The 23,082-nt window shown below is 69.6% G+C and carries 17 protein-coding genes; 8 read left to right on the top strand and 9 right to left on the bottom strand.

The window, feature by feature from the left end; genetic code table 11:
* From M1D46_RS08940 to M1D46_RS08915, 6 genes are all read right to left on the bottom strand, one after another.
* Window positions 1-1,224 carry an MFS transporter gene (locus tag M1D46_RS08940; protein WP_456285348.1) on the bottom strand — a complete coding sequence of 408 codons (1,224 nt, stop codon included), beginning with the start codon at window positions 1,222-1,224 and terminating at the stop codon, window positions 1-3.
* Window positions 1,225-1,399: 175 nt separating this feature from the next.
* Window positions 1,400-2,857: a family 43 glycosylhydrolase gene (locus tag M1D46_RS08935; RefSeq protein WP_456285347.1), complete on the bottom strand. Its 1,458-nt coding sequence runs from the start codon at window positions 2,855-2,857 to the stop codon at window positions 1,400-1,402.
* Window positions 2,858-2,955: 98 nt separating this feature from the next.
* Entirely contained in the window at window positions 2,956-3,840 is an 885-nt protein-coding gene (locus M1D46_RS08930; RefSeq protein WP_456285346.1) for an ATP-binding cassette domain-containing protein, read from the bottom strand.
* Complete coding sequence (locus tag M1D46_RS08925) at window positions 3,837-5,627, bottom strand: dipeptide/oligopeptide/nickel ABC transporter permease/ATP-binding protein (RefSeq protein WP_456285345.1); 1,791 nt, start codon at window positions 5,625-5,627, stop codon at window positions 3,837-3,839. Before M1D46_RS08925 ends, M1D46_RS08930 begins: the two co-directional genes overlap by 4 nt.
* Entirely contained in the window at window positions 5,624-6,565 is a 942-nt protein-coding gene (locus M1D46_RS08920) for an ABC transporter permease (RefSeq protein ID WP_456285344.1), read from the bottom strand. The genes M1D46_RS08925 and M1D46_RS08920 overlap by 4 nt, the downstream gene beginning before the upstream one ends.
* 20 nt (window positions 6,566-6,585) lie before the next feature.
* Window positions 6,586-8,106 (bottom strand): ABC transporter substrate-binding protein, encoded by a 1,521-nt coding sequence (locus tag M1D46_RS08915; protein ID WP_456285343.1) that lies wholly within the window; start codon window positions 8,104-8,106, stop codon window positions 6,586-6,588.
* 220 nt (window positions 8,107-8,326) lie between these two features.
* On the opposite strand from M1D46_RS08915, the gene M1D46_RS08910 reads away from it, so the two are divergent.
* Window positions 8,327-9,343, top strand: coding sequence for a LacI family DNA-binding transcriptional regulator (locus M1D46_RS08910; protein ID WP_456285342.1), 1,017 nt, complete (start codon window positions 8,327-8,329; stop codon window positions 9,341-9,343).
* A gap of 9 nt (window positions 9,344-9,352) precedes the next feature.
* Here the strand turns inward: M1D46_RS08910 and M1D46_RS08905 are convergent, their stop codons facing one another.
* On the bottom strand, window positions 9,353-12,046 hold the full coding sequence (locus tag M1D46_RS08905) for a family 78 glycoside hydrolase catalytic domain (RefSeq protein WP_456285341.1): 2,694 nt from the start codon (window positions 12,044-12,046) through the stop codon (window positions 9,353-9,355).
* Window positions 12,047-12,191: 145 nt separating this feature from the next.
* Here M1D46_RS08905 and M1D46_RS08900 point away from each other — a divergent pair, with 145 nt between their 5' ends.
* Window positions 12,192-14,618: a glycoside hydrolase family 2 TIM barrel-domain containing protein gene (locus M1D46_RS08900; RefSeq protein WP_456285340.1), complete on the top strand. Its 2,427-nt coding sequence runs from the start codon at window positions 12,192-12,194 to the stop codon at window positions 14,616-14,618.
* 89 nt (window positions 14,619-14,707) lie between these two features.
* On the opposite strand, the gene M1D46_RS08895 is transcribed toward M1D46_RS08900, so the two are convergent.
* Both M1D46_RS08895 and M1D46_RS08890 read right to left on the bottom strand, forming a co-directional pair.
* Window positions 14,708-16,558 carry a PKD domain-containing protein gene (locus M1D46_RS08895; RefSeq protein WP_456285339.1) on the bottom strand — a complete coding sequence of 617 codons (1,851 nt, stop codon included), beginning with the start codon at window positions 16,556-16,558 and terminating at the stop codon, window positions 14,708-14,710.
* Window positions 16,559-16,755: 197 nt separating this feature from the next.
* Entirely contained in the window at window positions 16,756-17,487 is a 732-nt protein-coding gene (locus M1D46_RS08890; RefSeq protein ID WP_456285338.1) for a FadR/GntR family transcriptional regulator, read from the bottom strand.
* A gap of 109 nt (window positions 17,488-17,596) precedes the next feature.
* On the opposite strand from M1D46_RS08890, the gene M1D46_RS08885 reads away from it, so the two are divergent.
* The 6 genes from M1D46_RS08885 to M1D46_RS08860 are packed head-to-tail and all read left to right on the top strand — an operon-like array spanning window position 17,597 to window position 23,080.
* A complete protein-coding gene (locus M1D46_RS08885; RefSeq protein ID WP_456285337.1) occupies window positions 17,597-19,423 on the top strand; it encodes a dihydroxyacetone kinase family protein in 1,827 nt (608 codons plus the stop codon).
* Window positions 19,420-19,890, top strand: a complete 471-nt coding sequence (locus M1D46_RS08880; RefSeq protein ID WP_456285336.1) for a ribose-5-phosphate isomerase — start codon at window positions 19,420-19,422, stop codon at window positions 19,888-19,890. The genes M1D46_RS08885 and M1D46_RS08880 overlap by 4 nt, the downstream gene beginning before the upstream one ends.
* Window positions 19,890-20,654 carry a triose-phosphate isomerase family protein gene (locus M1D46_RS08875; RefSeq protein WP_456285335.1) on the top strand — a complete coding sequence of 255 codons (765 nt, stop codon included), beginning with the start codon at window positions 19,890-19,892 and terminating at the stop codon, window positions 20,652-20,654. Before M1D46_RS08880 ends, M1D46_RS08875 begins: the two co-directional genes overlap by 1 nt.
* A complete protein-coding gene (locus tag M1D46_RS08870) occupies window positions 20,651-21,445 on the top strand; it encodes a sugar phosphate isomerase/epimerase family protein (RefSeq protein WP_456285334.1) in 795 nt (264 codons plus the stop codon). The genes M1D46_RS08875 and M1D46_RS08870 overlap by 4 nt, the downstream gene beginning before the upstream one ends.
* A complete protein-coding gene (locus M1D46_RS08865) occupies window positions 21,442-22,314 on the top strand; it encodes a phosphogluconate dehydrogenase C-terminal domain-containing protein (RefSeq protein ID WP_456285333.1) in 873 nt (290 codons plus the stop codon). The genes M1D46_RS08870 and M1D46_RS08865 overlap by 4 nt, the downstream gene beginning before the upstream one ends.
* Window positions 22,315-22,321: 7 nt before the next feature.
* Entirely contained in the window at window positions 22,322-23,080 is a 759-nt protein-coding gene (locus M1D46_RS08860; RefSeq protein WP_456285332.1) for an SDR family NAD(P)-dependent oxidoreductase, read from the top strand.
* Window positions 23,081-23,082 lie beyond the last annotated feature (2 nt).

Below are 23,082 nucleotides of genomic sequence, written 5' to 3'. Positions count from 1 at the left end.
TCAGCGCAGCGGGCGCCGCATCGTCATCGCGATCGCCGTGAGCGAGACCGCCGTCGCGGCGATCGCGAAGACGGGCAGGGACCCGAGTCCCCATGCGGCGATGATCCCTCCCCCGATCACGGCGCCACCGCCGATCCCGACATTGAAGGCGACGGTCTGGAGCGCGGCCGCCGTGCCACGCGCACGCTCCGACGCGATCCGCATCATTCGCGCCTGGAGGAGCGGCGACACCGCTCCGAACCCCGCGCTCCAGACCAGCCCAGCAGCGATGAGAGCGATCGTCGGCGCGTCGACCGCGAGCGCGAACAGGATCAGGCTCACGAGCACCACAGCGAGACCGCCCAGCAGCGTCGCGCGCGGATACCGGTCGCCGGCGGCACCGCTCACGGCGAGGCCGACCGCGCCCGCGAGGCCGGTCGCGAAGAGATATGCGGGGATGGCCGCGGCGGGGAATCCTGCCTCGGCTTCGAGCCATGGCGTCAGATACGTCCCGAAGGCCGTCTGCGACAGCACGGTCAGAACGATGAGCGCGCACATGCCGAGGATGAGCGGCAGCGTCGCGTCGCGATGGCGACGCGGGGCCGGATCGGCTGCGGGCGCGATCCGTGGGACCGCGCGAATCAGGACCGCGAGTGCTGCGACTCCGGCTGCCGCGAGCGCGACGAACGCCCATCTCCAGCCGACGAGCTGCCCGAGGGCGTTTCCGATCGGCACACCGAGGATCCCCGCGAGCGAGCCGCCGCCCGAGACGATGACGGTCGCTCGCGCGAGCTGCGCCGTCGGCACGAGGTGCGCGGTGTACGCGGCAGCCACCGACCAGAACGCGCCGTGGGCCACGCCCCCGAGCACCCGCGCCGCCAGCAGCCATCCGTATCCCGGCGCAAGCGCGGTCGCCAGGCTCGAGAGCGCGATGACTCCCAGCGCGATCGCAAGCAGTCGGCGACGGTCCACGCGACGAGTGAGTGCCGCGACCGGCGCCGTGAAGACGATGACGGTCGCCGCGAAGACGGAGACCAGCTGCCCGGAGGCGGCGACGGACACGTCCAGGTCGCGCGAGATCGCGGGAAGGAGCCCGCCGGGCAGGAACTCGACGGTCATCGACACGAAGATCGCTCCGGCGAGGGCGACGAGGGCGCGGACAGGAAGCGGTCGCTCGTCCGCTGGCACGTGTGCGGTGCGGTGCGGACGGCGCGAGGTGCTGGGAAGCAGGCGGAGGCGGGACATGGCAGAAGTCCAGACGGAGTACCCCGGTGTCGGCGTCCCCGCGGGCGCGCAGGAGGGGACCAGCGCGACCATTCGGGCGGGAGCACCCGCAGTAGACCGTAGTGCGGGGCGCGCCGCGTCGGCGACTCGTTGCGCAAATGCCGCGTTCAGCTCCTCCGTGCCGGAGGCCATCAGCTCACGGCCCACCCACGGGGTCGTACGAGATCGAGAGCACACGACCCTCTCGTCTGGGCGAGCCGACCGCAAGCATCCGACCGGTGAAGCCCGCAGCGACTTCGGTGGAGAAGTACCGCCCGTCGAGCCGACCGAGGTCCACCCAGCCTTCGCCCGTCTCGGCCGACAGCACGATGTCATCCGGCCCGGCATAGCCGAACGGGACCTGAGGCGTGCGCGGCGGGACCGCGCGCACCCTCAGCGTCGTGACGTCGGGCACGTCGACCGCGCCGAGCTCCTGACGTATATCGCCGATCCGCACAAGCGCACGGACGCGGCGCTCCTCCAGGACGAGGCCGCACCAGTGCCGGTCGTCGATGCGCAGACCGAAGCTCCCGGCAACCGCGACGACCGCCTCCGCGGACCATTCGAGGTCTCTCACCCGAGCACACAGGAAGGCTCCCGCGACGCCACCCTGCCGGAATATCAGGCCGCCGTCCGGGCTCCGCTCCACCACGTCGGCCGGATCGCCATCAGGGACGACCCATCGCGGATCGAGCGCCGCGTCTGAGAAGTCGTCCCGGAACGCCGTCGCAGGAGGGGGTACGTCGAATGCCCCTTCGACGAAGATCGGCCAGTCGTCGACCCACTCGATCCCCGCGAGGAAGGTCTCACGGCCGAGCACGTGGAAGCCGGGAGTCGACCCCTTCGGTCGCGCCCCCAGGTAGACCGCGGCCCAGCGTCCGTCGGGCAGCTCGACAAGGTCGGCATGCCCGGTGTTCTGAACCGGATGGGACATGCCTCGGTGGGTGAGGACGGGGTTCGACGGGCACGGCTCGAACGGCCCACGGGGGCTTCGCGAGCGGGCGACATTCACGCAGTGGCCACGCTCGGTTCCGCCTTCGGCGACGAGCTGGTACCAGTACTCGCCCCGTCTGTGGAGATGCGGTCCTTCCGCGGTCGGCTCCCCGCTTCCCTGCCAGACGGGATACGCGCGCTCCAGGAGGCGCCCCGTCTCGAGGTCGATCGGCGCCTGGAGGATGCCCTGTCCGCCGACCTCGAAGTCGAGCAGGTGCCAGGTGAGATAGGCCTGCCCCTCATCGTCCCAGCACAGATCGGGGTCGATCCCGCGCGCCTCGGGCACGAGGACCGGATCGCTCCAGGGCCCGGCGGGGTCGGCAGCATGGACGATGAGCTGCCCCGCGGCGAAATCGCTCGCGTTCGTCGTGACGAACCAGAAGCGGCCGTCGTGGTGGCGCAGGGTCGGGCCGTAGATCCCGGTCGACGGCCCCGTCGTGCCCGCTCGAAACTGGGAGCGCCGGGTGAGGATGTTGCCGATCTGCGTCCACTGCACGAGGTCTCGGCTGTGGAAGATCGGTGCGCCTGGGAAGTACTCGAAGCTCGACGTCGCGAGATAGTAGTCGTCGCCGACGCGGCAGATCGAGGGGTCGGGGTGGAAGCCCGGGAGGATGGGCTGCACCGCAGAGCTCCGCGCGTGCCGGTCGCCGACGGCCCCCTGCCCCCTCTCCGTCGCCTGCAGGGAGGGACTCGCGTCCGGCGGGGAGGTGGAAAGCGAGCTCATTCAGAGCCTCTCTTCGAGTGAGCGATCGTGGGGGAAATCGGGGACTCGAAGACCGGCAGCGCCCCCGTCTTCTCGGCGAGCACGCGCAGGCGCTCCGCACGCCGAGCTCGCTGCCGTGGCGGGTCGGCGATGGGCGCCGACATCTGGAGGCGATGCGTGTACGGGTGCTGCGGAGCGGTCGCAACCTGGTGGGCGTCGCCGAACTCGACGACGCTGCCGTCCTTCAGGACGGCGATCCGATCGCTGATGGCGTGCACGACACCCAGGTCGTGGCTGATGAAGAGGTACGCGACGCCGGTCTCCTTCTGCAGGTCGCGCAGCAGCGTGAGCACGCGCGCCTGCGTGGTCACATCGAGCGCGCTTGTCGGCTCGTCGCAGACGATCACGGCGGGGTCGAGCGCGAGGGCGCGCGCGATCGCGATGCGCTGTCGCTGCCCACCGGAGAACTCGCGCGGGTAGCGTGCGATCGCGTCCGACGGGAGGCCGACGGCGTCCAGAAGCTCGCGGACGCGAGCGGTTCCGTTCTCGACGCCGGCGGCGCGGAGCGGCTCGACGAGGATGGCGCCGACCGTCATCGAGGGGTTCAAGGAGGAGTAGGGGTCCTGGAAGATGACCTGGATGTCGCGCGCCACCTGGCGTCGTCGGCCGCGCGAGATGTGGGAGATGTCCTGTCCCCGGAAGCGGATGCGTCCCTCCGTGACCGGCGCCAGGCCGAGGATCGCGCGCCCGATGGTCGTCTTTCCTGATCCCGACTCGCCGACGAGGCTCACGGTCTCGCCCGCGTGGAGATCGAGCGTGACGCCCTTGATGACGGTCTTCCCGCCTCGCCGTCCGCCATAGCGGACGACGAGGTCTTCGACCGTCAGCAGCTGCTCGCTCATGCGCTGGCCTCCTTCAGCTCCACCTGGCGCGACGCCGCGAGCAGGTCCTGCGTGTACTCGTGCTGCGGTGCGGCGAAGAGCGCGTCTACGGCCGCGCTCTCGACGATGCGCCCGTCCTTCATCACGCTGACTCGGTCGCACAGGTCGGCGACGACCCCGAGGTTGTGGGTCACGATGATCATCGCCAGTCCGCGCTCGATGCTGAGCTCCCGCAGAAGCTCGAGCACCTCGGCCTGGACCGTGACGTCGAGCGCCGTGGTCGGCTCGTCGGCGACGATCAGATCGGGTCCCGACGCCACAGCACCGCAGATGAGCACGCGCTGCGCCATGCCGCCCGAGATCTCGTGGGGGTACAGCCGCATCACCCGTTCAGGCTCGTGGATGCCGACACGCGCCAGCAGCGACAGGAGCTGTGCCCGCGCTTCGATGCGAGATGCCCCGGTCGCGGCTCGGAGACCGTAGACGAGCTGCGCGCCGACCGTGAACGACGGATCGAGGTTCGTCATCGGCTCCTGCGGGATGTAGGCGATCCGTCGTCCCCGGGCCTTGCGCATGCGTGCCGGGTCAGCCAGGAGGTCGCGCCCCTCGAAGTGGACGCTGCCCTCGAGCACGACGGCCTCACGCGGCAGCAGCCCGAGTGTCGAGAAGGCGATCTGCGACTTCCCTGACCCCGATTCGCCCACGAGGCCGTGGATCTCGCCCCGCCGGACGTCGAGGTCGACCCCGTGCACCACCGGGCGCACCTCGTCGCTCGAGCTCGGATAGCCGACGCGGAGCCCCCGGATCGACAGGATCACGTCCTGCGGAGGGGTGAGATCGTTGACGCCGGCGACGCGCTTGTCCTGCGCGGCGCGCTCGACCGCGCGGCGCCTGGCCGGCTTCAGCACGGCGCTGCGGTTCGAGGCCTGCAGGGTGTCTCGAAGGGCGTTGCCGAGGAGGATGAACGACAGCGTCGTGATCGTGATCAACGTCGCCGGCCAGATCACGTTCGCCGGGTTCGTGTAGATGTTGTTGAACGCCTCCTGGAGCACGCGGCCCCACGAAGGCTGGGACGGGTCGCCGAGTCCCAGGAAGTCGACGCCCGCGAGGATGGAGACCGCGGTCGCGAGCACGAAGGCGCTCTGGACGATGACAGGTGCCCGCACGGCGGAGAGAACGTGTCGTCCGATGATGCGCGCGTCGGAGAGACCGACGACCTTCGCGGCGTCGACGTAGAGCTCCGAGCGCACGGAGACGACGACGGACCGAACGAGTCGGTAGAACGACGGAGCCACGATCACTCCGAAGACCGCCATCGCCGCCGGGATGTTCGGACCGGTGAGGGCATAGAGCGCGATGAGCATCACGATGCCGGGGAGCGACATGATGACGTCGGACACGAAGTTCGCGATGGCCTCCACCCGGCCGCGGTAGAACCCCGCGATGAGGCCGAACACGAGGCCGAGCACGACCGAGATCCCGAGGACGAGAAGGCACGCGACCACCGTCTGCTGTGATCCCCACATGAGGCGGGAGAGGACGTCGCGCCCGGATGCGTCAGCGCCGAAGAGATGGCCGTCGCTGAACGGCGGCGCGTTGGTCGCGCCGAGGTCGGTCGTGTTCGGCCCGTACGGCGCGATCCACGGAGTGAGGATGGCGACGAGGACGACGACCGCGAGGAACGCCGCGCTGATGGCCGCGAGCGGGTTCCGCAAGAGGGAGCGAGCCGTCGATCGGGCGGGGACGCGCCGCTCGACGGCAGCGGCTCCATCCGCAGCGGGGTCGACAGCGTGCTGATCGAGGCTCATCGTGCCCTCGCCTTCGGGTTGAGCGCCGCCGCGAGCAGGTCGGCGAGGAAGTTGACCACGAGCACGAGGGCGATCGTGAAGATCACCGTGCCCATCACCATGGGGACGTCACCCGCTTGGGCCGCCGTGTTCGCCAGCTGGCCGACGCCCGGGAGAGCGAACAGCGCCTCGACGAAGAGGGCGCCGCCCAGCAGTCCGAGCGTCGTCAGGCTGAGCACGACGAGGCCGGGGCCGGCGGCGTTGCGGAGGACGTGGCGGAAGAGGATGGCTCTCTCGGGGATTCCGCGCGAGCGCAGCGTGCGCACGTAGTCCTGAGACAGCGCATCGAGCACCGATCCGCGGAACTGCGATGCCGCATTCGCGATGGCGCCGAACAGGAGCGCGACAACCGGAAGCGTGAGAGACCAGAGCCAGCCCTGCGCACCATCCGTCAGGCGGATGTATCCGGTCGCGGGATAGAGAGGGGCAGCGATCGCGAAGGCGAACACGAGCCCGATCCCCAGGACGAAGGGCGGGACGGCTGCGCCGACGACGGCGATGAACTGCACGACGCGGTCCACCCATCCGCCGTAGAGCGCAGCCGTCACGCCGAGGACGACGCTGATGACCGCCGTGAGGATCATCGTCAGCACGATGAGCGAGAGCGTGACCGGTACGCGGTTCGACAGCGCATCGGTCACCGCCTGGCCCGTGAGGAAGGACGCGCCGAGATCGCCGCGCACGGCGCCTGCGAGCCAGTCGGCGTATTGGATGACCAGCGGCCGATCGAGCCCCAGTTCGACGGCGTACGCCGCCACCTGCTCGTCGGACGCGGTCACGCCGAGAACGGCGCGAGCGATTCCGATGCCGTCGCTGAACATCATGCAGAAGGTGAGAAGGCTCACGATCAGCAGCACGCCGACGGCGCGAGCGAGTTGGATGGCGATGGTGCGGAGCATGACTGGGGCCCGTCGGTCGATCAGTTCTTCTGGAAGTCGCGCAGCAGCGGGTGCAGCGCGGAGAAGTCGGACATCGTGGGAATCGAGATCTCCGGCGAGTGCAGATAGAACCCGTCGGGGTAGGCCATGGGCACGAACCACGCCTGGTCGATCACGTACTGGTTGATCTCCTGCTGCGCCGCGACCTTCTCGTCATCCGAGCCGGTCAGGATCTGCTGCCACAGGGCGTCGATCGTCGCGTCCGGCTGGTGGGACACATTCCAGATCCCGTCGACGAGGATGTAGTCCTTGATGTCCTGGAGCGACTCGCCGAAGTTGCCGAGCTGCCACAGCGGAACCGGGTACTCGCCGCTGAGCAGCTCGCTGATCGCATCGGGGCCCGTCAGGTTCACCTGCTCGACCGTGATGTTGAGGAGCGCGAGCTGCTCGGTCACGTACGGGAACAGCAGATCGTGGTTCTGTCCCTCCATGAACGGGATCTTCAGCGTGAAGCCGTCGCCGTACCCGGCCTCCTCCATGAGGGCCTTCGCGGCCTCCACGTCGTAGGGGTACGGATCCTCGGTCAGATCCTCGAGGTAGGCGTCGCTCCCCTCGCGGAAGATCTGGTACGCCGGGTCGGCGTAGCCGCGATAGAGGTCCTCGGCGATCGCCTCCCGGTCGAACACCATGTTCATCGCCTGCCTGACGCGCACGTCTCCGAGTGCCTCGATCTTCTCGCCGTTGTGGTCGGTGAGCAGCAGGCGTGTCGTGACGCCGCGCAGCGTCACGGCCTCCATCCCCGAGCTCTTCGCCTCGTCGACCGTGGACGCGTCGCCGAGGATGCCGTCGATCTGGCCCGTCTTCAGCGCGTTCACACCGGCCGTGCTGTCGGTGAACACCTTGATGACGAGGTTCTCGTACGGATAGGTGTCGGGGTCCCAGTAATCCGGGTTCTTCGTGAGCGTGTACGTCGATCCCTGCGTGCTCGCGCTCGCGTCGTAGATGTACGGCCCCGACCCCACGACCTCGCTGTCCAGGGTTCCCGCCTCGATCTGGTCCGCGGACGCGACAGCCACCTCGCACATGAGGATGTCGAGTGTCGGGATCGGCTGCGGGAACGTGATGGTGAGGTGGTGCGGGTCGGCGACGTCGACGGAGACACCCGCGAAGCGCGCGTTGACGTCTGCGACCTCGGCCAGCGTCGCGACGACGTCCTCTGCGTCCAGAGCGCTTCCGTCGGAGAACGTGACCCCCTCACGCAGGGTGATGGTCGCAGCCGACTGGTCGGCGTTGTACTCCCACTCCTCAGCGAGCTGGGGCGAAGCCGTCCCGGTCTCGTCGCAGACAAGCAGGGAGTCCCAGACGGCGTCGGCGAACCACCCCTGGTAGGACGGCTGGATCAGCGGGCTGAGTCCGGGGATGTCGGCGGTCATGCCGAGGACGAGGGTGTCCTTCTCCCCCGTGGAGGTCTGCGGGCTGCCGGGTGCGCATGCGGCGAGTGCCAGCACCGATGCGGCGATTGCGCCGGCGGCGACCGCTGTCCGGGAACGAGTGCGTTGCATGTCAACTCCTTTGTCGAGCTCTCTTGGCGAGAGGGCGCGGGGCCGAGAGCATCGGGCTGTGTCGGCGCACCCGCCTCTCGGAGATTAGGTGTCGACATCGAAATGCGGCAATGCGGGGGCCCATTTTTGCGCAAGAAGCGAGCGAAACAGCCCTCGTCACTGGTCCGCCATCAGCGTCGCCACTACGCTCGGCTCGTTGCGCAATTCGAAGGAGGCGACGATGACGGCTTCTCGTCCCGACGCGACCTTGCGGGACGTCGCGCTGGCCGCGGGAGTCTCGATCGCGACGGCATCCCGCGCGCTGTCCGGTCGAGGCGATCTCTCGCGCACGACACGGGCACGCGTGTTCGATGCGGCGGAGGCGCTCGGTTACCAGCGCATGGCATCGCGACGCGGTCGTCCGACCACACTCGATCCTCGGCTCATCGAGTTCGTCGTGGGCGACTTCCACGACGACTGGGAGGAGGCGATGACCTCCGGCGTCCGGGATGCCGCGTTTGCGGCGGGCTTCGATCTCGTTCTCACTCGCGAGCGGCCGGAACCCGATGACGACTGGCCAGCGCGCGTCGCGACGCGACGGCCGTCGGGCGTGATCATCGGCATCCTCCACCCGACCACACGTCAACTCGCGGAGCTGCAGGGGCTCCGGACGCCCATCGTGCTGCTCGATCCGCGCTCGGAGCCGGACGGATCCCTCCCGGCGATCGGCACGACCGACTGGCAGGGCGGCTACGACGCCGGAACCCACCTGGCCGACTGCGGCTACGAGCGCTTCGTGCTCATCAACGGTGTCCCGCAGTACCGATTCGGCCGGGCGCGCAGGGAGGGCTTCCTCGCGGCGCTCGCCGACCGACGACCGGCCGCGGACGTGACCCTCGTCAACTCGGTCTGGACCGAGGCTCCCGTCGATGAAAGCGTGGTGCGGGCCTTCACCCGTGACAGATCGTCCGTCGGGGTCTTCGCCTGCAACGACGAGATGGCACTCGTCGCCTACCGCGTGGCGGCTCTGCTGGGCCGCGACATCCCGCAGGACATCGGCGTGGTCGGATACAACGACGAACCGCGCGCTGCGACCGCGTCTCCTCCGCTCACGTCCCTGCGCCCGCCGATGGCGGCCATGGCGGCGCGCGCGGTGGAGACGATCAAGGAGCTTCGGGAGCACAGCGCCGCCGAGTTCCCGCTCATCGAACTCCCGACCGAGCTCGTCGTGCGCGGATCGACCCGGGTGCGGGGCTGACGATCGCGCTCAGCGAGCCGTGCCGGCGATCCGGGTCTGCAGACGATGCTCTCCTGCACTCAGGGCTCTCCGAAGATCGCCGACCTCCACCCGCGCGACCGCGCCCGAGGGCACGACCACCTCGATGTCGACGGCGGTGCCCGACCGCCGCCACCGCACGGCGGCCGTTCCCCGCACGGTCTCGATGCTGGTCTCCGCCCAGTCCAGTGGGCCCTCGACGTCGGGGGCGATGACGATCTCGGCATACCCCGGAGCGGCGCAGGCGATGCCGCCGATCTTTCTGATGATCCAGTCGTCAACGGAGCCGAACGCGTAATGGTTCATCGACGAGCGCGTCGGAGTTCCGTCCGGCAGGATGGCTTCCCAGCTCTCCCAGATTGTCGTCGCTCCCTGCGCAACCGCATACAGCCATGACGGGGAGGTGTCCTGGAGCAGCAGACGGCGCGCAAGGTCGCGCTCGCCCCCATCCCAGAGGACGTCGAGGAGATGCGGCGTCGAGAGGAACCCCGTGTCGAGGTGATCCGCCGCCACGTGGACGAGGCGCACGAGCTCCGCGAACGCAGCCGATCGGACGCTTTCAGGGATGAGTCCGAAAGCAAGCGCGAGGACGTAGTGACCTTGGAGCGGGATCGGCAGCGTGCCGTCCTCGGCGACATACTCGTCGGCGAATGCGGAGGCGATCCGGTCTGCCCGGACATCGAGCTCGCCCGCTCGCGTCCGGTCTCCCAGCACACGGGCCACGCGCGCAGCGGTGCGCGTCGTGTGCGCGTGGTACATGGCCGTCACGATCTCGCTGCTCAATCGCGGTTTCGCCATCTCGACCGGATCGAGACCTTCGCGCACCACGCTCGGCACCAGCCAATCGCCGAACTGCCACCCGGTATTCCACATGACCCGATGTCGCGCGAGTGACTCAGCAGACGCGCGCTCGGCATCCAGTCGTCCGGGGATCGCCGCCTCGGCCTCCCTCTGCTGGAAGTCGACCCACGCGAGCATCGCTTCATAGTTCTCCTCCAGCGCTCTGACATCGCCGTACCGCTCGTACAGCGTCCACGGCACGAGCACGATCGCATCTCCCCAGCCGGCAGCTCCGCGGACGTCGTCCTGGACGCGCTCCGAATGAGTCGGGATCTCCGGGACGACCGTGGGGATGACGCCGTCGGGCAGCTGATCGGCCCGCGCGTTCGCAAGCCAGCGCTCGAGGAAGCTGCGCACGTCCATGTTCACCGTGGCGCTCGGCGCGAAGACCTGCACGTCACCTGTCCAACCGGCCCGCTCGCGCTGCGGACAGTCGGTCGGGATCGAGAGGAAGTTGCCCCGTTGCGACCACACGATGTTCTCGTGCAGCCTCGCCAGTCGGCTGTCGGACGCGCGGAACCGGCTCGTCACCGGCAGGTCGGAGCCGATCACCACGGCCGCGGCGGATTCCACCAGGAACGGCGCGTCCCCCGTGAGTCGTGCGTAGCGGAACCCGTGGAAGGTGAATGTCGGCTCGTACTCGTCGAACACCGCTCCCGAGGTGATGAGCACGTCGCGCTGGTCCTTGTTGGGTCCGACGATGTTGTCGAAGAACACGCCGCCTGCCGACATGACCTCGGAATGCTCGATGTCGATGCGGGTGCCCTCTTCAGCCCGGACGCGGACACGGAGGCGGCCCGCGATGACCTGGCCGACGTCGACGCTCCAGCTTCCGTCGCCTTCACGCCGGATCTCGCACGGAAGCATCTGCGTGCGGCGGACGGGCTCGTCCGATCGGGGTACGAGCTGGGTCGGGTTCGCCGGAGCGAGGGTGCAGGCCGACCATCCGGCGTCGTCGAACCCGACGTCACCCCACCCCGCAGTCTTCCGGCGTGCGTCGAAGCGCTCGCCGATGAAGAGGTCCGCGTAGTCCCAGCCTCCCCGCGCGCTCCGCGCGGGGACGTCACCGCTGCTCCATCTCTCACCCGTGCCGTCGACGTATGCCGCGCTGAGATGCCACAGAACCGCGAGCTCATCTCCGTACGGCGCGCTCGACCCTGACATGCCGACTCGCCCGGCGTACCACCCGTCTGCCACGGTCAAGCCGATGACGTTGTGGCCAGGAACCAGCAGATCGGTGACGTCGAAGCACTGCACCGAGATCCGCGAGTTGTACGAGTCGAAACCGGGCGCGAGCACCTCGTCGCTCACCTCGACGCCGTTGACATGCGCCGTGTAGATCCCGCGCGCCGTCGCGTACAACCGAGCGCGGACAGGGCGATCCGCCAGGTCGACGATCTGACGGACGTGCTGGGGCGGACGAAGCCGCTCTTCGGGCGGAAGGGGCGACCCCGCCTCGCCGGCCAGGATCTGTGCGATCGTGTAGCGCTCGATGTGGGTCTTCCGCTGCGCGGGCACGACCCAGGATGCACGGGGCTCGTCCGCGTCCAGGAGGGCCGTGCCGAAGGTCGCGCGTTCTGCTGCACTCCTGCCCGACGCGAACCACACCGTCAGCTGCCAGGAGTAGTCGGCGTCAGAGCGCAGCGCGCGACCCCGATACGGAATATCCACGTTCTCGGGGCTGGCGACGCGCCCGGTCGACCACATCACACCCTGCGCGTCGCGCACCTCGATCTCGTACGCGATCTGCGTCTCCGACCCACCGATCCGCCATCCGAACAGGGGCTGCCGAGTCGCGATGGCGATCGGCGACACCGCGCGCTCGGTGGTCAGAGCTTCGAGCATGTCATCTCCTCGTCGAAGGTGGCCTTGATCCTCCCACTTCACCATCGGCAGCGGCCGCACCCCGCCCCTTTGCGCAATGCGACGAGCCCTGCCGTCCGATCGGTCAGAGTGAGGTGTGAACGCCGCGTGAATATGAGGAGCCCCGATGACTCGAGTGCCATTCGACGATGCCTGGACGGTGAAGCCGAAGGTCAGCCCGTTCGCTCAGCTGAACGGCGCGCTGACCCCCGCGACCGAGGTCGTCCTGCCTCATGACGCCATGCGCGATCTCCCGCGGTCGCCCGAACGCAGCGAGGGTTCCGCGACCGGCTACCACCCGGGGGGCGCCGTCGAGTACTCCAAGCGGTTCGCGGTGCCCGTGAGCTGGCGCGACAAGCGCGTGTCCCTGCACTTCGACGGGGTGTATCGCGATGCCGTGGTGTTCGTGAACGGCGCCTTCGCCGGCCATCGTGCGTCGGGATACGCACCGTTCGACGTCCCGCTCGATCCATACCTCCGCTACGGCGCGGAGAACGCGATCCGCGTCGAGGCCCGCGCGCATCTCGACTCGCGCTGGTACTCGGGCCTCGGGATCCACCGCGGTGTCACGCTCTCGGTCAAACCCCTCGTGCACATTGCGCCGAACTCCATCACGTCGTCCACCTTGCAGGCCGATCAGGAGCTCGCTGTCGTCGAGATCGCGGCCTGCGTGAGCAACCGATCCGCGTCGACCGCGTCCCCGCGCGTGCAGATCCGCCTTCGCGACGCGGAGGGCGCGGTCGTCGCGGAGTCGAGCGCGCCTGTGACCGTCCATCCGGGCGGCGACGAGATCGCGCGCTGTCGATTGCCGGTCGTCGAGCCGCGCCTGTGGGATGTGGACAGCCCTTCGCTTTACGAGATCGAGGTCGCGATCGCCGATGGAGGCGACGACACCGAGACCGTGTCCACGGGCATCCGCACGGTCTCGGTCGATCCGCTCCGAGGTCTGTCGATCAACGGTCGCACGCTGAAACTGCGCGGGGCCTGCATCCACCACGACAACGGCGTGCTCGGCGCAGTGTCCCTGCGTGCGGCGGAGGAGCGGCGCGTCCGCATCCTGAAGGAGGCGGGCTTCAACGCCATCCGCTCGGCGCACAATCCGGCAAGTGAAGCGCTGCTCGCCGCATGCGATCGGCTCGGGATGCTGGTGATGGACGAGACGTTCGACATGTGGACCGAGTCGAAGAACCCGTTCGACTACTCCCTCGCGTTCCCCGACTGGTGGGAGCGAGACCTCGAGTCGCTCGTAAAGCGCGACCGGAATCATCCGAGCGTCATCCTCTACTCGATCGGCAACGAGGTCCTCGATGCAGGGAACCCCCATGGCGCGCGGCAGGGCCGCCGTCTCGCCGAGAAGCTCCGAGCGCTCGACCCTACGCGGCCGCTCACCAATGGCGTGAGCGGATTCGTCGCGACGCTCACCACCACCATGGATGAGGTCAAGGAACGTCTTGCAGACCTCGGCGCGAACGTCGGCGCCAACGAGCTCACGGGCGAGACCGAGCACCTCTACAACCAGATCAGCCTCTCCGACGAGGTGACGGACCGGACTGAGGAGTCGCATTCCGTCGTCGATGTGGTCGGCCACAATTACGCGCACTCCCGCTATCGCGGCGACCTCGAGAGGTTTCCGCAGCGGGTCGTCGTCGGCACAGAGACCCTCGCTCGTGACATCGACGAGATCTGGGCGCTCGTCACGCGTCACGCGCACGTCATCGGGGACTTCACGTGGACGGGGTGGGACTATCTCGGTGAAGCCGGCCTCGGTGGCGTGACCTACGCCGACGACCCCGATGCAGAGACCGAGTTCGCACCGTGGCCCTGGCTTCTCGCCTGGTGCGGAGACATCGACATCACCGGACATCGGCGTCCCGCGTCCTACTACCGCGAGATCGTGTTCGGGCTCCGCACCGCACCCTTCATCGCCGTGGAGCGCCCGCATGGCCGCGGGAAGCATGCTCGCAAGCTGAACTGGGCATGGAGCGACACCGTCGACAGCTGGGACCTGGGGCTCGACAGGGGTGCGCCCGTGATGATCGAGGTGTACAGCGCCTCCGACGAGGTGGAACTTCAGCTCAACGGGCGCTCCCTCGGCGTCCGTCCCACAGGAGAGCGCAGCCGGTACCGCTGCTCCTTCGAGGTCCCCTTCGAACCCGGCGAGCTTCTCGCGGTCGGCCGCACGGACGGCGTGATGGACGGCACTCATATCCTCCGCACCCCCGTCGGAGCAGCGACATTGACCGCCACGGTCGACAGGAACGAGCTTCGGGTCGACGCCGATGACCTCGCCTATGTCGAGATCGAGCTCAGGGATCGCGCCGGCACCTTGGTCACCTCGTCCGACGACACGGTGTCGGTCTTCGTGTCCGGTCCGGCGATGCTCGCCGGTCTCGGAAGTGCGCGTCCCGCCACGGAGGAGCGATTCGACGCATCCTCCTGCACGACATTCGAAGGCAGAGCCCTCGCCGTGATCCGACCCACCGGTGCGGGCGAGGTCGAGGTGCGTGTGTCACGTGGAGACGAGCAGTCGATCGTCCGCCTGCAGGTGCGCTGAGACGCAACGGGAAGGCAACCTGACGGCGGCGGTCCTGAAGCCAGATCAGGACCGCCGCCGTCAGGACAGCCGCGTGAGCACAGCAGGCACTAGCCTCCGACAACCACCCGGATCCGATCGATATTGTGCAGCAGCGCGTACTCGGCGGCGCCATCGCCGTCGCGTTCCGCCGTGACCTTCACGCTGACGAAGTACGTTCCCGGCTCCGTGAAGGTGTGCGTCGTCTTGAGCGCCGCATTCGCTCCTGGCGTGCGCACGTCGCCGGGCACGAAGGTGCCGTCGCCTTCGAAGTCCCACGCGGCCGCGACAATCTTCCCCCCGCCGCGCGGGGTGCGGGCATGAGCCACGAGGTTCACGGGCGCGCCGGTCCTCGCCTTGACGGTCTCATCACCTCGCGAGGCGAACTCCACAACGGGCTGGAGACCGCCGCGGTCGAGCACATGGCGCGCCACCTCGACCTGCGCTTCCTCGATCGAATAGCGGGTCGAAGCCGGTGCAGGAACGCCGTCTTCGACCCACCGTGCGACATCTCGAAGGGCCTGCTCGACGACCCCGTACCAGTCGACGAGCGATGCGGCCCGTTCACCTGTGGGCGGAGCATCCTGATGATCGGCGTGATCCGTGAAGTACACGCGATAGCTCTCCGCAGCCGACGCGCCGAGGCTCTGCTCGACCTTCTTGCGGTACCAGTCGGTGTGCAACGGCAAGGCGTCGCTGTCGTACAGGTTGGAGACGACGACGACCTTGCCGTTGATCGAGCCGTCGAAGGCCGCGTTTCCGGACACGGCGCCGGAGAAGCTCGGCTCGCGCGCCGCGCGCTGAGGATACAGCGGCGCTCCGTCGGCGTCTCGGAACTGATCGAGTGCGGCCCATCCTGCATCCGCCGCCGGGAGCTGGTACCGATAGGCGAACCGCTTCGCGATATTCCATCGATGGCCGAGCGTGTCCCCCATCTCGGCGAGCTCCGCTCTCACGCGGCTACCGAGCGCGCTGGCTTCCGTTCCGAGGTAACCCGGTGCGTTCCAGAAGTCGTCGACATAGGTCGGGTCATACGCGAGGGGGCTGTCGGAGTCGAGTCCACCGCCGAAGTAAGCCGGGTCGTAGCCCAGCAGGTAGTCCGGGTTCTCCCAGGCGCTCCACGGAATGCCCAGCCTGTGCAGTTCCGTGAGCATGGCGCTCTCGGCCTCGTCGAGCGTCGCGTACGGATCGCCGCTCCCCCCGGGCATGAGCGCGTCCCGGATCTCCGAGGCCTTGTCAGCGAGGATGAGCTCCGCCGCGGCGCGCCCGTTGAAGTTGTAGCTGTTCGGGGTGGGGACAGCCTGCACCATCGGCACGAACCCCTGCCACACGTCCTCCGTGTTCTCGGCAGCGCCCACCGTCTGGAACGAACCGCCGCTCGGCCCGTAGAGATAGCCGAAGATCTCGCGGTCGCTTCCGTAGTACTCGGCCGCAACAGCTTCGGCGAACTTGGCCGCAGCCGCGGTGTGACGATAGCCGAGCGAGACCGATCCGTTCCCCGCCTGCACGGCATAGCCGCCACTGGCCAATGCGAATCCGATGGCACGGTCGGTGGCCCGAGCGGTGCTCTGTCCGGCGGAGAACGTCGTGGGGTAGGTGAACTGGAAGAACCGTCCATCCCATTCGGCCTTCTCCGATGCGGTGTGCAGATAGATGTTGAACTCGATGTCTGTCCCCTCGAAGTGCCCGGACACACGGTGATGAGGCACAGGATCAGTCTCCTCCGTCGTCGAGTCGATGACAGGGTGCGCATAGAGCGGGTCGGTGCACTCCGGCGTCACGAGCATCGGCGCGCTCGGGCCCGGCTGCGCACAGGCAGGCTGATCGGCGGCGGCCGGGACAGCTGGCACGAAGGCGCACGCGAGTGCGAACGTCGCCGAAAGCGCGAGAGTCCTCCTTCTGGCTCCGGGATACTTCTTCACGTGTTGCCTCCAACGTCTTCGGTGGGTGCCGCCCGGATTACTCCAGGCCGACTCGAGGTGCCAGCCGCATCGGCGCGGCGCGGTCAGCGACCGACACTAGAGCGGCCGTTGTCCCCGGACAACGACTCGCGCCGGTATTGCGCAAGGCGGCGAGGACGTCCACCGGATGAGGGCACCGGCGAAGGGCTCCGCGCCGGTCAGAGCTCGGCGCGGAGCCTGTCGCTCGCCGTCGCCATGTGGACGGCCATCGACGAGGCTGCGGCATCCTCATCGGCCGCGTGGATGGCCTGAAGGATCGCCTCGTGCTCGCGGAGCGCGACAGCCGCCGCCTCGCGATCGTCGACGGCGCGATCGGCGTAGACCTGCAGGAGAGATCGCACGACGTGCAGCAGGTCGACGAGGAGGGCGTTGCCCGCCGCCTCGGCGAGCGTCTGATGGAACTCGCGGTCGGCGCGAGCGAACGCGCCGAGATCGTCGAGGCTCTCGGCCATGGAGCGCACGTGCTGCGCGAGCTCCGCGTGCTGCTCCGGCTTCATGCGACCCGCGGCGAGCCGAGCCACGTAGATCTCCAGCCCGGCGCGCAGCTCGAGCAGCTGCACCGTGTTGCGCTCTCCGATGAGCAGTCCCCAGCGCAGGGTCTGCGGGAGAAGCTCGCTCGTCTCTCCGCGAAGGTATGTCCCCGACCCGGGGCGCACGTCGACGATCCCGAGGATCTCGAGTGCGGCGAGCGCCTCGCGCACGGCCGAGCGGCCGACCCCGAGCGACGCCGCGAGCTGGCGCTCGGGCGGAAGGCGCGTGCCCGGCGCGATGGAGCCGCCCGTGAAGAGGTCGAGCAGCCGTCGCGCGACCTCCGACACCGGGCTCCCGGAGGGCAGGGTGCCGAGAGCAGACGCGATGTCGTCGGGCGCGGCATCCGGGTAGGCGGGCATGTCCCCCAACCTACCGACCCTCCGGCCCGCGCTCGGATCACGGCACGGACTTGTAATTGGTCAACCGGTTGTGCACAATGAGGGAACGCCTCTCCGAAGGAGCTCGACGATGACCCGCCTCTGGAACGACCCGGCCGATTTCGCGGACGAGATGATCGACGGGTTCGTCGCGGCCAACAGCCGCTGCGTTCGCCGCGTGTCCGGCGGAGTGGTCAGGGCGAGCGCATCGCCGCGGGGCGAGGTCGCGGTCGTCGTGGGAGGCGGCTCGGGCCACTACCCCGCCTTCGGAGGCCTGGTCGGCCGAGGCCTCGCGCACGGGGCCGCGATGGGCAACCTGTTCGCATCGCCCTCGACGCAGCAGGTGCTGGCCGTGGCGAGAGCCGCCCACCGCGGCCGTGGCGTCCTCTTCTCGTACGGCAACTACGCCGGCGACGTGCTGAACTTCGACGCGGCGCAGGAACGGCTGCGCGAAGCAGGCATCCCCTGCGAGACCGTGACGGTCACCGACGACATCTCCTCCGCGCCGCCCGCCGAGAGGCATCGCCGGCGCGGCATCGCGGGCGACCTCACCGTCTTCCGGATCGCGGGCGCGGCAGCCGAAGCGGGGTACCCGCTCGCCGAGGTCGCCCGGGCGGCCCGCCTGGCGAACGAGCGCACCCGGTCGTTCGGCGTCGCGTTCACGGGCTGCACCCTCCCTGGCGCGGACGAGCCCCTGTTCGAGGTCGCCGAGAACCGGATGGCGGTCGGTCTCGGGATCCACGGCGAGCCGGGTATCGACGAGACGGACGTGCCCTCCGCCGACGCGCTCGCCGAGCTGCTCGTGACGCGTCTCCTCGCCGAGCTGCCGGAGGGCGTCGAGTCGCCCCGAGGCGCGCGCGTCATCCCCATCCTCAACGGGCTCGGCGCACTCAAGTACGAGGAGATGTTCGTCGTGTACCGCCGCATCGCGCAGCTGCTCGAGAGCGCAGGGCTCGACGTCGTGGATCCGCACGTGGGCGAGTACTGCACGTCCTTCGACATGGCCGGGACATCCCTCACGCTCTTCTGGCTCGACGACGAGCTCGCCGCCCTCTGGGAGACGCCCGTCGACACGCCCGCGTACCGCCGCGGAGCGCTCGCACCCGCGACCGTGGAGGAGGACGCAGCCCCGGCCGATCGCGGCGCCGCCCCCTCCGCACCGTCTCCCCTCGTCGCGGGTGCCGACTCCCGACGGGCCGCGCAGCGCGTGCTCTCGATCATCGAGGCCATCGCGGACACCGTGGACGCCCACGTCGACGAGCTCGGCCGGATGGACGCGGTCGCGGGCGACGGCGACCACGGCATCGGGATGCAGCGGGGCTCCCGCGCTGCGCGCGATGCCGCGCGTCAGGCATTTGCGGAGGGAGCCGGCGCCGGCACGACGCTCGCGCGCGCGGCCGATGCCTGGTCGGATCGCGCGGGAGGGACATCCGGCGCCCTGTGGGGTGTCATCCTCTCGACGGTCGCCGACCGCCTCGGCGATCGCGACCGCCCCTCCCCCGACGCCATCGCGCAGGGCGTCGTGGAGGCGGCGGACCGCGTGATGGCGTACGGCAAGGCGCAGGTCGGCGACAAGACGCTCGTCGACGCACTGGTCCCGTTCGCCGAGGCCCTGTCCGCCGCGGTGGGCCGGGACACCGCGCTCGCCGATGCCTGGCGCATCGCCGCGCAGGCCGCGACCGAGTCGGCCGCCGCGACCGCCGACCTCCTCCCCCGCATGGGCCGCTCGCGCACCCACGCCGAGAAGGCGATCGGCACCCCGGACCCGGGCGCGCACTCGCTCGCGCTCATCGTCACGGCCGTCGTCGACGTCCTCGATTCGCCGGTCCCCACCCACCATGTCTCGAATCCGGCCGGAATCGCCCCACCAGACCCGCGCGAAGCGAGACATGCAGACGTGATGAAGGAGAGCTCATGACCGACCAGCTGCGGATCGTGATCGGCTGCGATGACGCCGGCTACGACTACAAGGAGATTCTCAAGCGCGACCTCGAGCAGAACCCGGGCGTCGCGTCGGTGGTCGATGTCGGCGTGGGCGCAGACGGTCACACGCCGTACCCCCGCGTCGCGATCGAGGCGGCGCAGCGCGTCGCCGACGGCTCCGCCGACCGCGCCCTGCTCATCTGCGGAACCGGTCTGGGCGTCGCGATCGCGGCGAACAAGGTTCCCGGCATCCGCGCCGTCACCGCCCACGACAGCTTCAGCGTCGAGCGCGGCGTGCTGTCCAACAACGCCCAGGTGCTCACCATGGGCCAGCGCGTCGTGGGCATCGAGCTCGCTCGCCGCCTCGTGCGGGAGTGGCTCATCTACCGCTTCGACACCGCGAGCGCGTCCGCGGCGAAGGTCGCGGTCATCGACGAGTTCGAGCACACGGGCTCCTGCTGATGGCGCGCGTCCGGGTGGGGGTGAGCCTGAAGATGTACTTCGGCCACCGTCAGGCGACCGCGTGGTTCGCCGCGGTCGCCGAGCGCGTGCGCCGGCATGAGGCCATCCGCTCCGGGCGCGTCGAGCTCTTCGTGATCCCGACCTTCCTGCAGATCATTCCCGCCGTCACCGCGTTCGCCGGGACCCCGGTCCGCATCGGCGCCCAGGATGTCGCCGAGCACGACGCAGGGCCGTACACGGGCGAGGTCTCTCCGGTCGAACTCGCCGAGATCGGCGCGTCGATCGCGGAGGTCGGCCACGCCGAGCGGAGGCGCCTGTTCGGCGAGGACGACGGCGTCGTCGCGCGCAAGACGGCCGCCGCACTCCGGAACGGACTCACACCCGTCCTCTGCCTCGGCGAGACCGAGCCGGTCGCCCCGGGGGTCGCGGCCGAATCCACGGTCGCGCAGCTCCGTGCCGCCCTCGCGGACGCCCCGGCGGGGCCGGTCATCGCCGCCTACGAGCCCGTGTGGGCGATCGGAGCGCCCGAGCCCGCGCCCGCGGAGCACATCCGCGCGGTGGGCCGCGCACTCACGGCGGCACTCGCTGAGCTCCCCGACCGCGACGGCTCGTCGGTCGTGTACGGCGGCTCGGCGGGCCCCGGCCTCCTCGCTCGACTCGGCGACGACATCGACGGGCTCTTCCTCGGCCGCTTCGCGCACGACCCCGACGCCCTCGTCGCCGTCGTCGACGAGGCAGACGCGCTCGCGAGGTCTCGGTCGTGATCGGGCTCGGAACCTACGCCTTCTTCTGGCAGCACTCCGAGCGCGCGCGGGAGCCGCTCTCGCTGCGCGCCGCGCTCGAGGCGACGCGCGATCTCGATGTCGGCCTGTTCCAGATCTGCGACTACGCGCCCCTCGAGCGGATGTCCGACCGCGAGCTCCGCGAGACCGCCCGCGTCGCGCGCGAGCTCGGGATGGCGATCGAGCTCGGCACGAAAGGTGTCGCGCCCGATCATCTCGAGCGGTTCGCGCGCATCGCGGAGCTCTTCGAAGCGCGCCTCGTGCGCAGCATGGTGCATGCTCCCGGGAGTCGCCCGTCTCCGGCCGAGGCAGAGTCCTGGCTGAGGACGGCCCTCCCCGCCTACCGCGCGGCCGGCCTCGTCCTCGCCCTCGAGACCTACGAGCAGGTCGCCACGCGGCAGCTCGTCGCGCTGATCGAGCGGATCGACAGCCCCGCGCTCGGGATCTGCCTCGATCCGGCGAACGTCGTCGCCCGACTCGAATCGCCGACGGAGTGCGTCGAGGCGACCGCGGCTCATGTGAAGAGCGTCCATGTGAAGGACTTCGCCTTCGCGCGGCAGGAGGGCTGGGTCGGATTCACCTACTCCGGCTCCCCGCTCGGCGACGGTCTCCACGACTACGAGCATCTGCTGCGCATCGTGCGTCCGCGCGAGCGCGGCATCAACGAGATCGTCGAGCACTGGCTGCCCTGGCAGGGCGATCCCGACACCACCATCCGGGCCGAGCGGGCGTGGACCCGTCGAGCCCTCGACTATCTGAGGAGCACGTCATGACCGACACCGCGACAGCGCAGAGCACCTATCGGATCGCCGTCTTCGGCGCCGGGGGGAAGATGGGGACCCGCGTCTCGAACAATCTCGCGCAGACCGATCACGTGGTCTGGTATGTCGAGAACTCCCCCGCCGGGCAGGAGCGCGTGCGGGCCGCCGGTCGTGCGCTCTCGGACGCCGCGACCGCCGTCGCCGACGCGGAGATCGTCGTCCTCGCCGTCCCCGACCTCGCGCTCGGCCCCGTCACCGCCGAGCTCGTGCCGCAGCTCCGGCCCGGCACGATCGTCCTCACTCTCGACCCCGCCGCCGCCTATGCGGGCCTCCTCACCACGCGCGAGGATGTCGTCCAGGCGGTCGCGCACCCGTGCCATCCGTCGATCTTCCTGCAGCGCGAGACCCCCGAGCAGTGGGCCGACACGTTCGGCGGCATCGCGGCGCCGCAGGATGCCATCGCCGCCGTGGAGTCGGACGACCCCGCGAAGAAGGAGATCGTCGAGGCGACCGTCCGCGCGATCTACGCTCCTGTGATCGACGTGCACTGGGTGACGGTCAAGCAGCTCGCACAGCTCGAGCCGACCCTCGTCGAGACGGTCGCCTGCATGATCGGGGACCTGCTGAACGAGGCGCTGCAGGAGGCCGTGCACACGATGGGCGTGCCCGAGGCGGCCGCGCGCAGCATCCTCTACGGGCACACGCAGGTCGCGCTCGCCAACGGCCTGCGCGGCGACAACCCCTTCAGCGACGCGTGCCTCATCGCGATGGACTACGGACGCGAGAGCATCATCAAGGAGGACTGGAAGAAGATCTTCCGCGACGACGAGCTCGACAAGAACCTCGCGCGCATGCTGCACCTCGACGAGATCAAGCGATAGGACGACGATGACCAGGCTCCAGGGAAAGACCGCCCTCATCACCGGATCGGCGACGGGAATCGGCTTCGCCGTGGCCGCCCGCTTCGCCGCTGAGGGTGCGCGCGTCGTCATCGCCGACCGCGACGCGGAGGCCGGATCCGCCGCGGCTGCGCGGATCGGCGCGGATCGCGCACGCGCCGTCGCCGTCGACATCGCGCAGGAGCAGAGCGTCGAGGCCGCGTTCGCGGAGCTGGATGGCGCGGGCTGGTCGCCCGACGTCGTCGTCGCGAACGCGGGCGTGCAGCTCTTCGGCCAGGATGCGCCGGCGGCCGACCTCGACCTCGATGTGTGGCGGCGCACGATCGACGTCAACCTGACGGGCACCTTCCTGACGGTCAAGCACGCCGTGCGAGCGATGCTTCCCCGGGGCGGCGGGTCGATCATCCTCACCGGGAGCCCGACGGGCATCAACGGCGAGGGCAGGGACTTCACCGCCTACAGCGCGTCGAAGGCGGGCATCCACGGACTTGCGCGGACCGTCGCGGCCGCGTACGCCGACCGCAACATCCGCGTGAACACGGTCGTCCCCGCGTACACCGAGACGTCGCTCGTGACGACGATCACAAGCGACCCCGAGGCGCGCGCCGCGATCATCGGCCGGATCCCGCTCGGCCGCGCGGGAGCCCCGTCGGACGTCGAGGGGATCATGGTCTTCCTCGCGAGCGACGACGGAGCCTTCGCGACCGGCGCGCTGTTCGCGGTCGACGGCGGCATGACCACCCTCTGACC

It is taken from the genome of Microbacterium sp. JZ70 (genome assembly GCF_053903225.1).
This window is presented reverse-complemented; position numbering and strand designations above follow the sequence as displayed.

Bases quoted from the DNA above. Each gene is read 5' to 3' on its own strand.
- M1D46_RS08905 (WP_456285341.1), bottom strand. From the start codon at position 12,046: ATGCTCGAAGCTCTGACCACCGAGCGCGCGGTGTCGCCGATCGCCATC.
- M1D46_RS08900 (WP_456285340.1), top strand. From the start codon at position 12,192: ATGACTCGAGTGCCATTCGACGATGCCTGGACGGTGAAGCCGAAGGTC.
- M1D46_RS08910 (WP_456285342.1), top strand. From the start codon at position 8,327: ATGACGGCTTCTCGTCCCGACGCGACCTTGCGGGACGTCGCGCTGGCC.
- M1D46_RS08915 (WP_456285343.1), bottom strand. From the start codon at position 8,106: ATGCAACGCACTCGTTCCCGGACAGCGGTCGCCGCCGGCGCAATCGCC.
- M1D46_RS08880 (WP_456285336.1), top strand. From the start codon at position 19,420: ATGACCGACCAGCTGCGGATCGTGATCGGCTGCGATGACGCCGGCTAC.
- M1D46_RS08865 (WP_456285333.1), top strand. From the start codon at position 21,442: ATGACCGACACCGCGACAGCGCAGAGCACCTATCGGATCGCCGTCTTC.
- M1D46_RS08885 (WP_456285337.1), top strand. From the start codon at position 17,597: ATGACCCGCCTCTGGAACGACCCGGCCGATTTCGCGGACGAGATGATC.
- M1D46_RS08930 (WP_456285346.1), bottom strand. From the start codon at position 3,840: ATGAGCGAGCAGCTGCTGACGGTCGAAGACCTCGTCGTCCGCTATGGC.
- M1D46_RS08925 (WP_456285345.1), bottom strand. From the start codon at position 5,627: ATGAGCCTCGATCAGCACGCTGTCGACCCCGCTGCGGATGGAGCCGCT.
- M1D46_RS08860 (WP_456285332.1), top strand. From the start codon at position 22,322: ATGACCAGGCTCCAGGGAAAGACCGCCCTCATCACCGGATCGGCGACG.
- M1D46_RS08890 (WP_456285338.1), bottom strand. From the start codon at position 17,487: ATGCCCGCCTACCCGGATGCCGCGCCCGACGACATCGCGTCTGCTCTC.
- M1D46_RS08920 (WP_456285344.1), bottom strand. From the start codon at position 6,565: ATGCTCCGCACCATCGCCATCCAACTCGCTCGCGCCGTCGGCGTGCTG.
- M1D46_RS08875 (WP_456285335.1), top strand. From the start codon at position 19,890: ATGGCGCGCGTCCGGGTGGGGGTGAGCCTGAAGATGTACTTCGGCCAC.
- M1D46_RS08940 (WP_456285348.1), bottom strand. From the start codon at position 1,224: ATGTCCCGCCTCCGCCTGCTTCCCAGCACCTCGCGCCGTCCGCACCGC.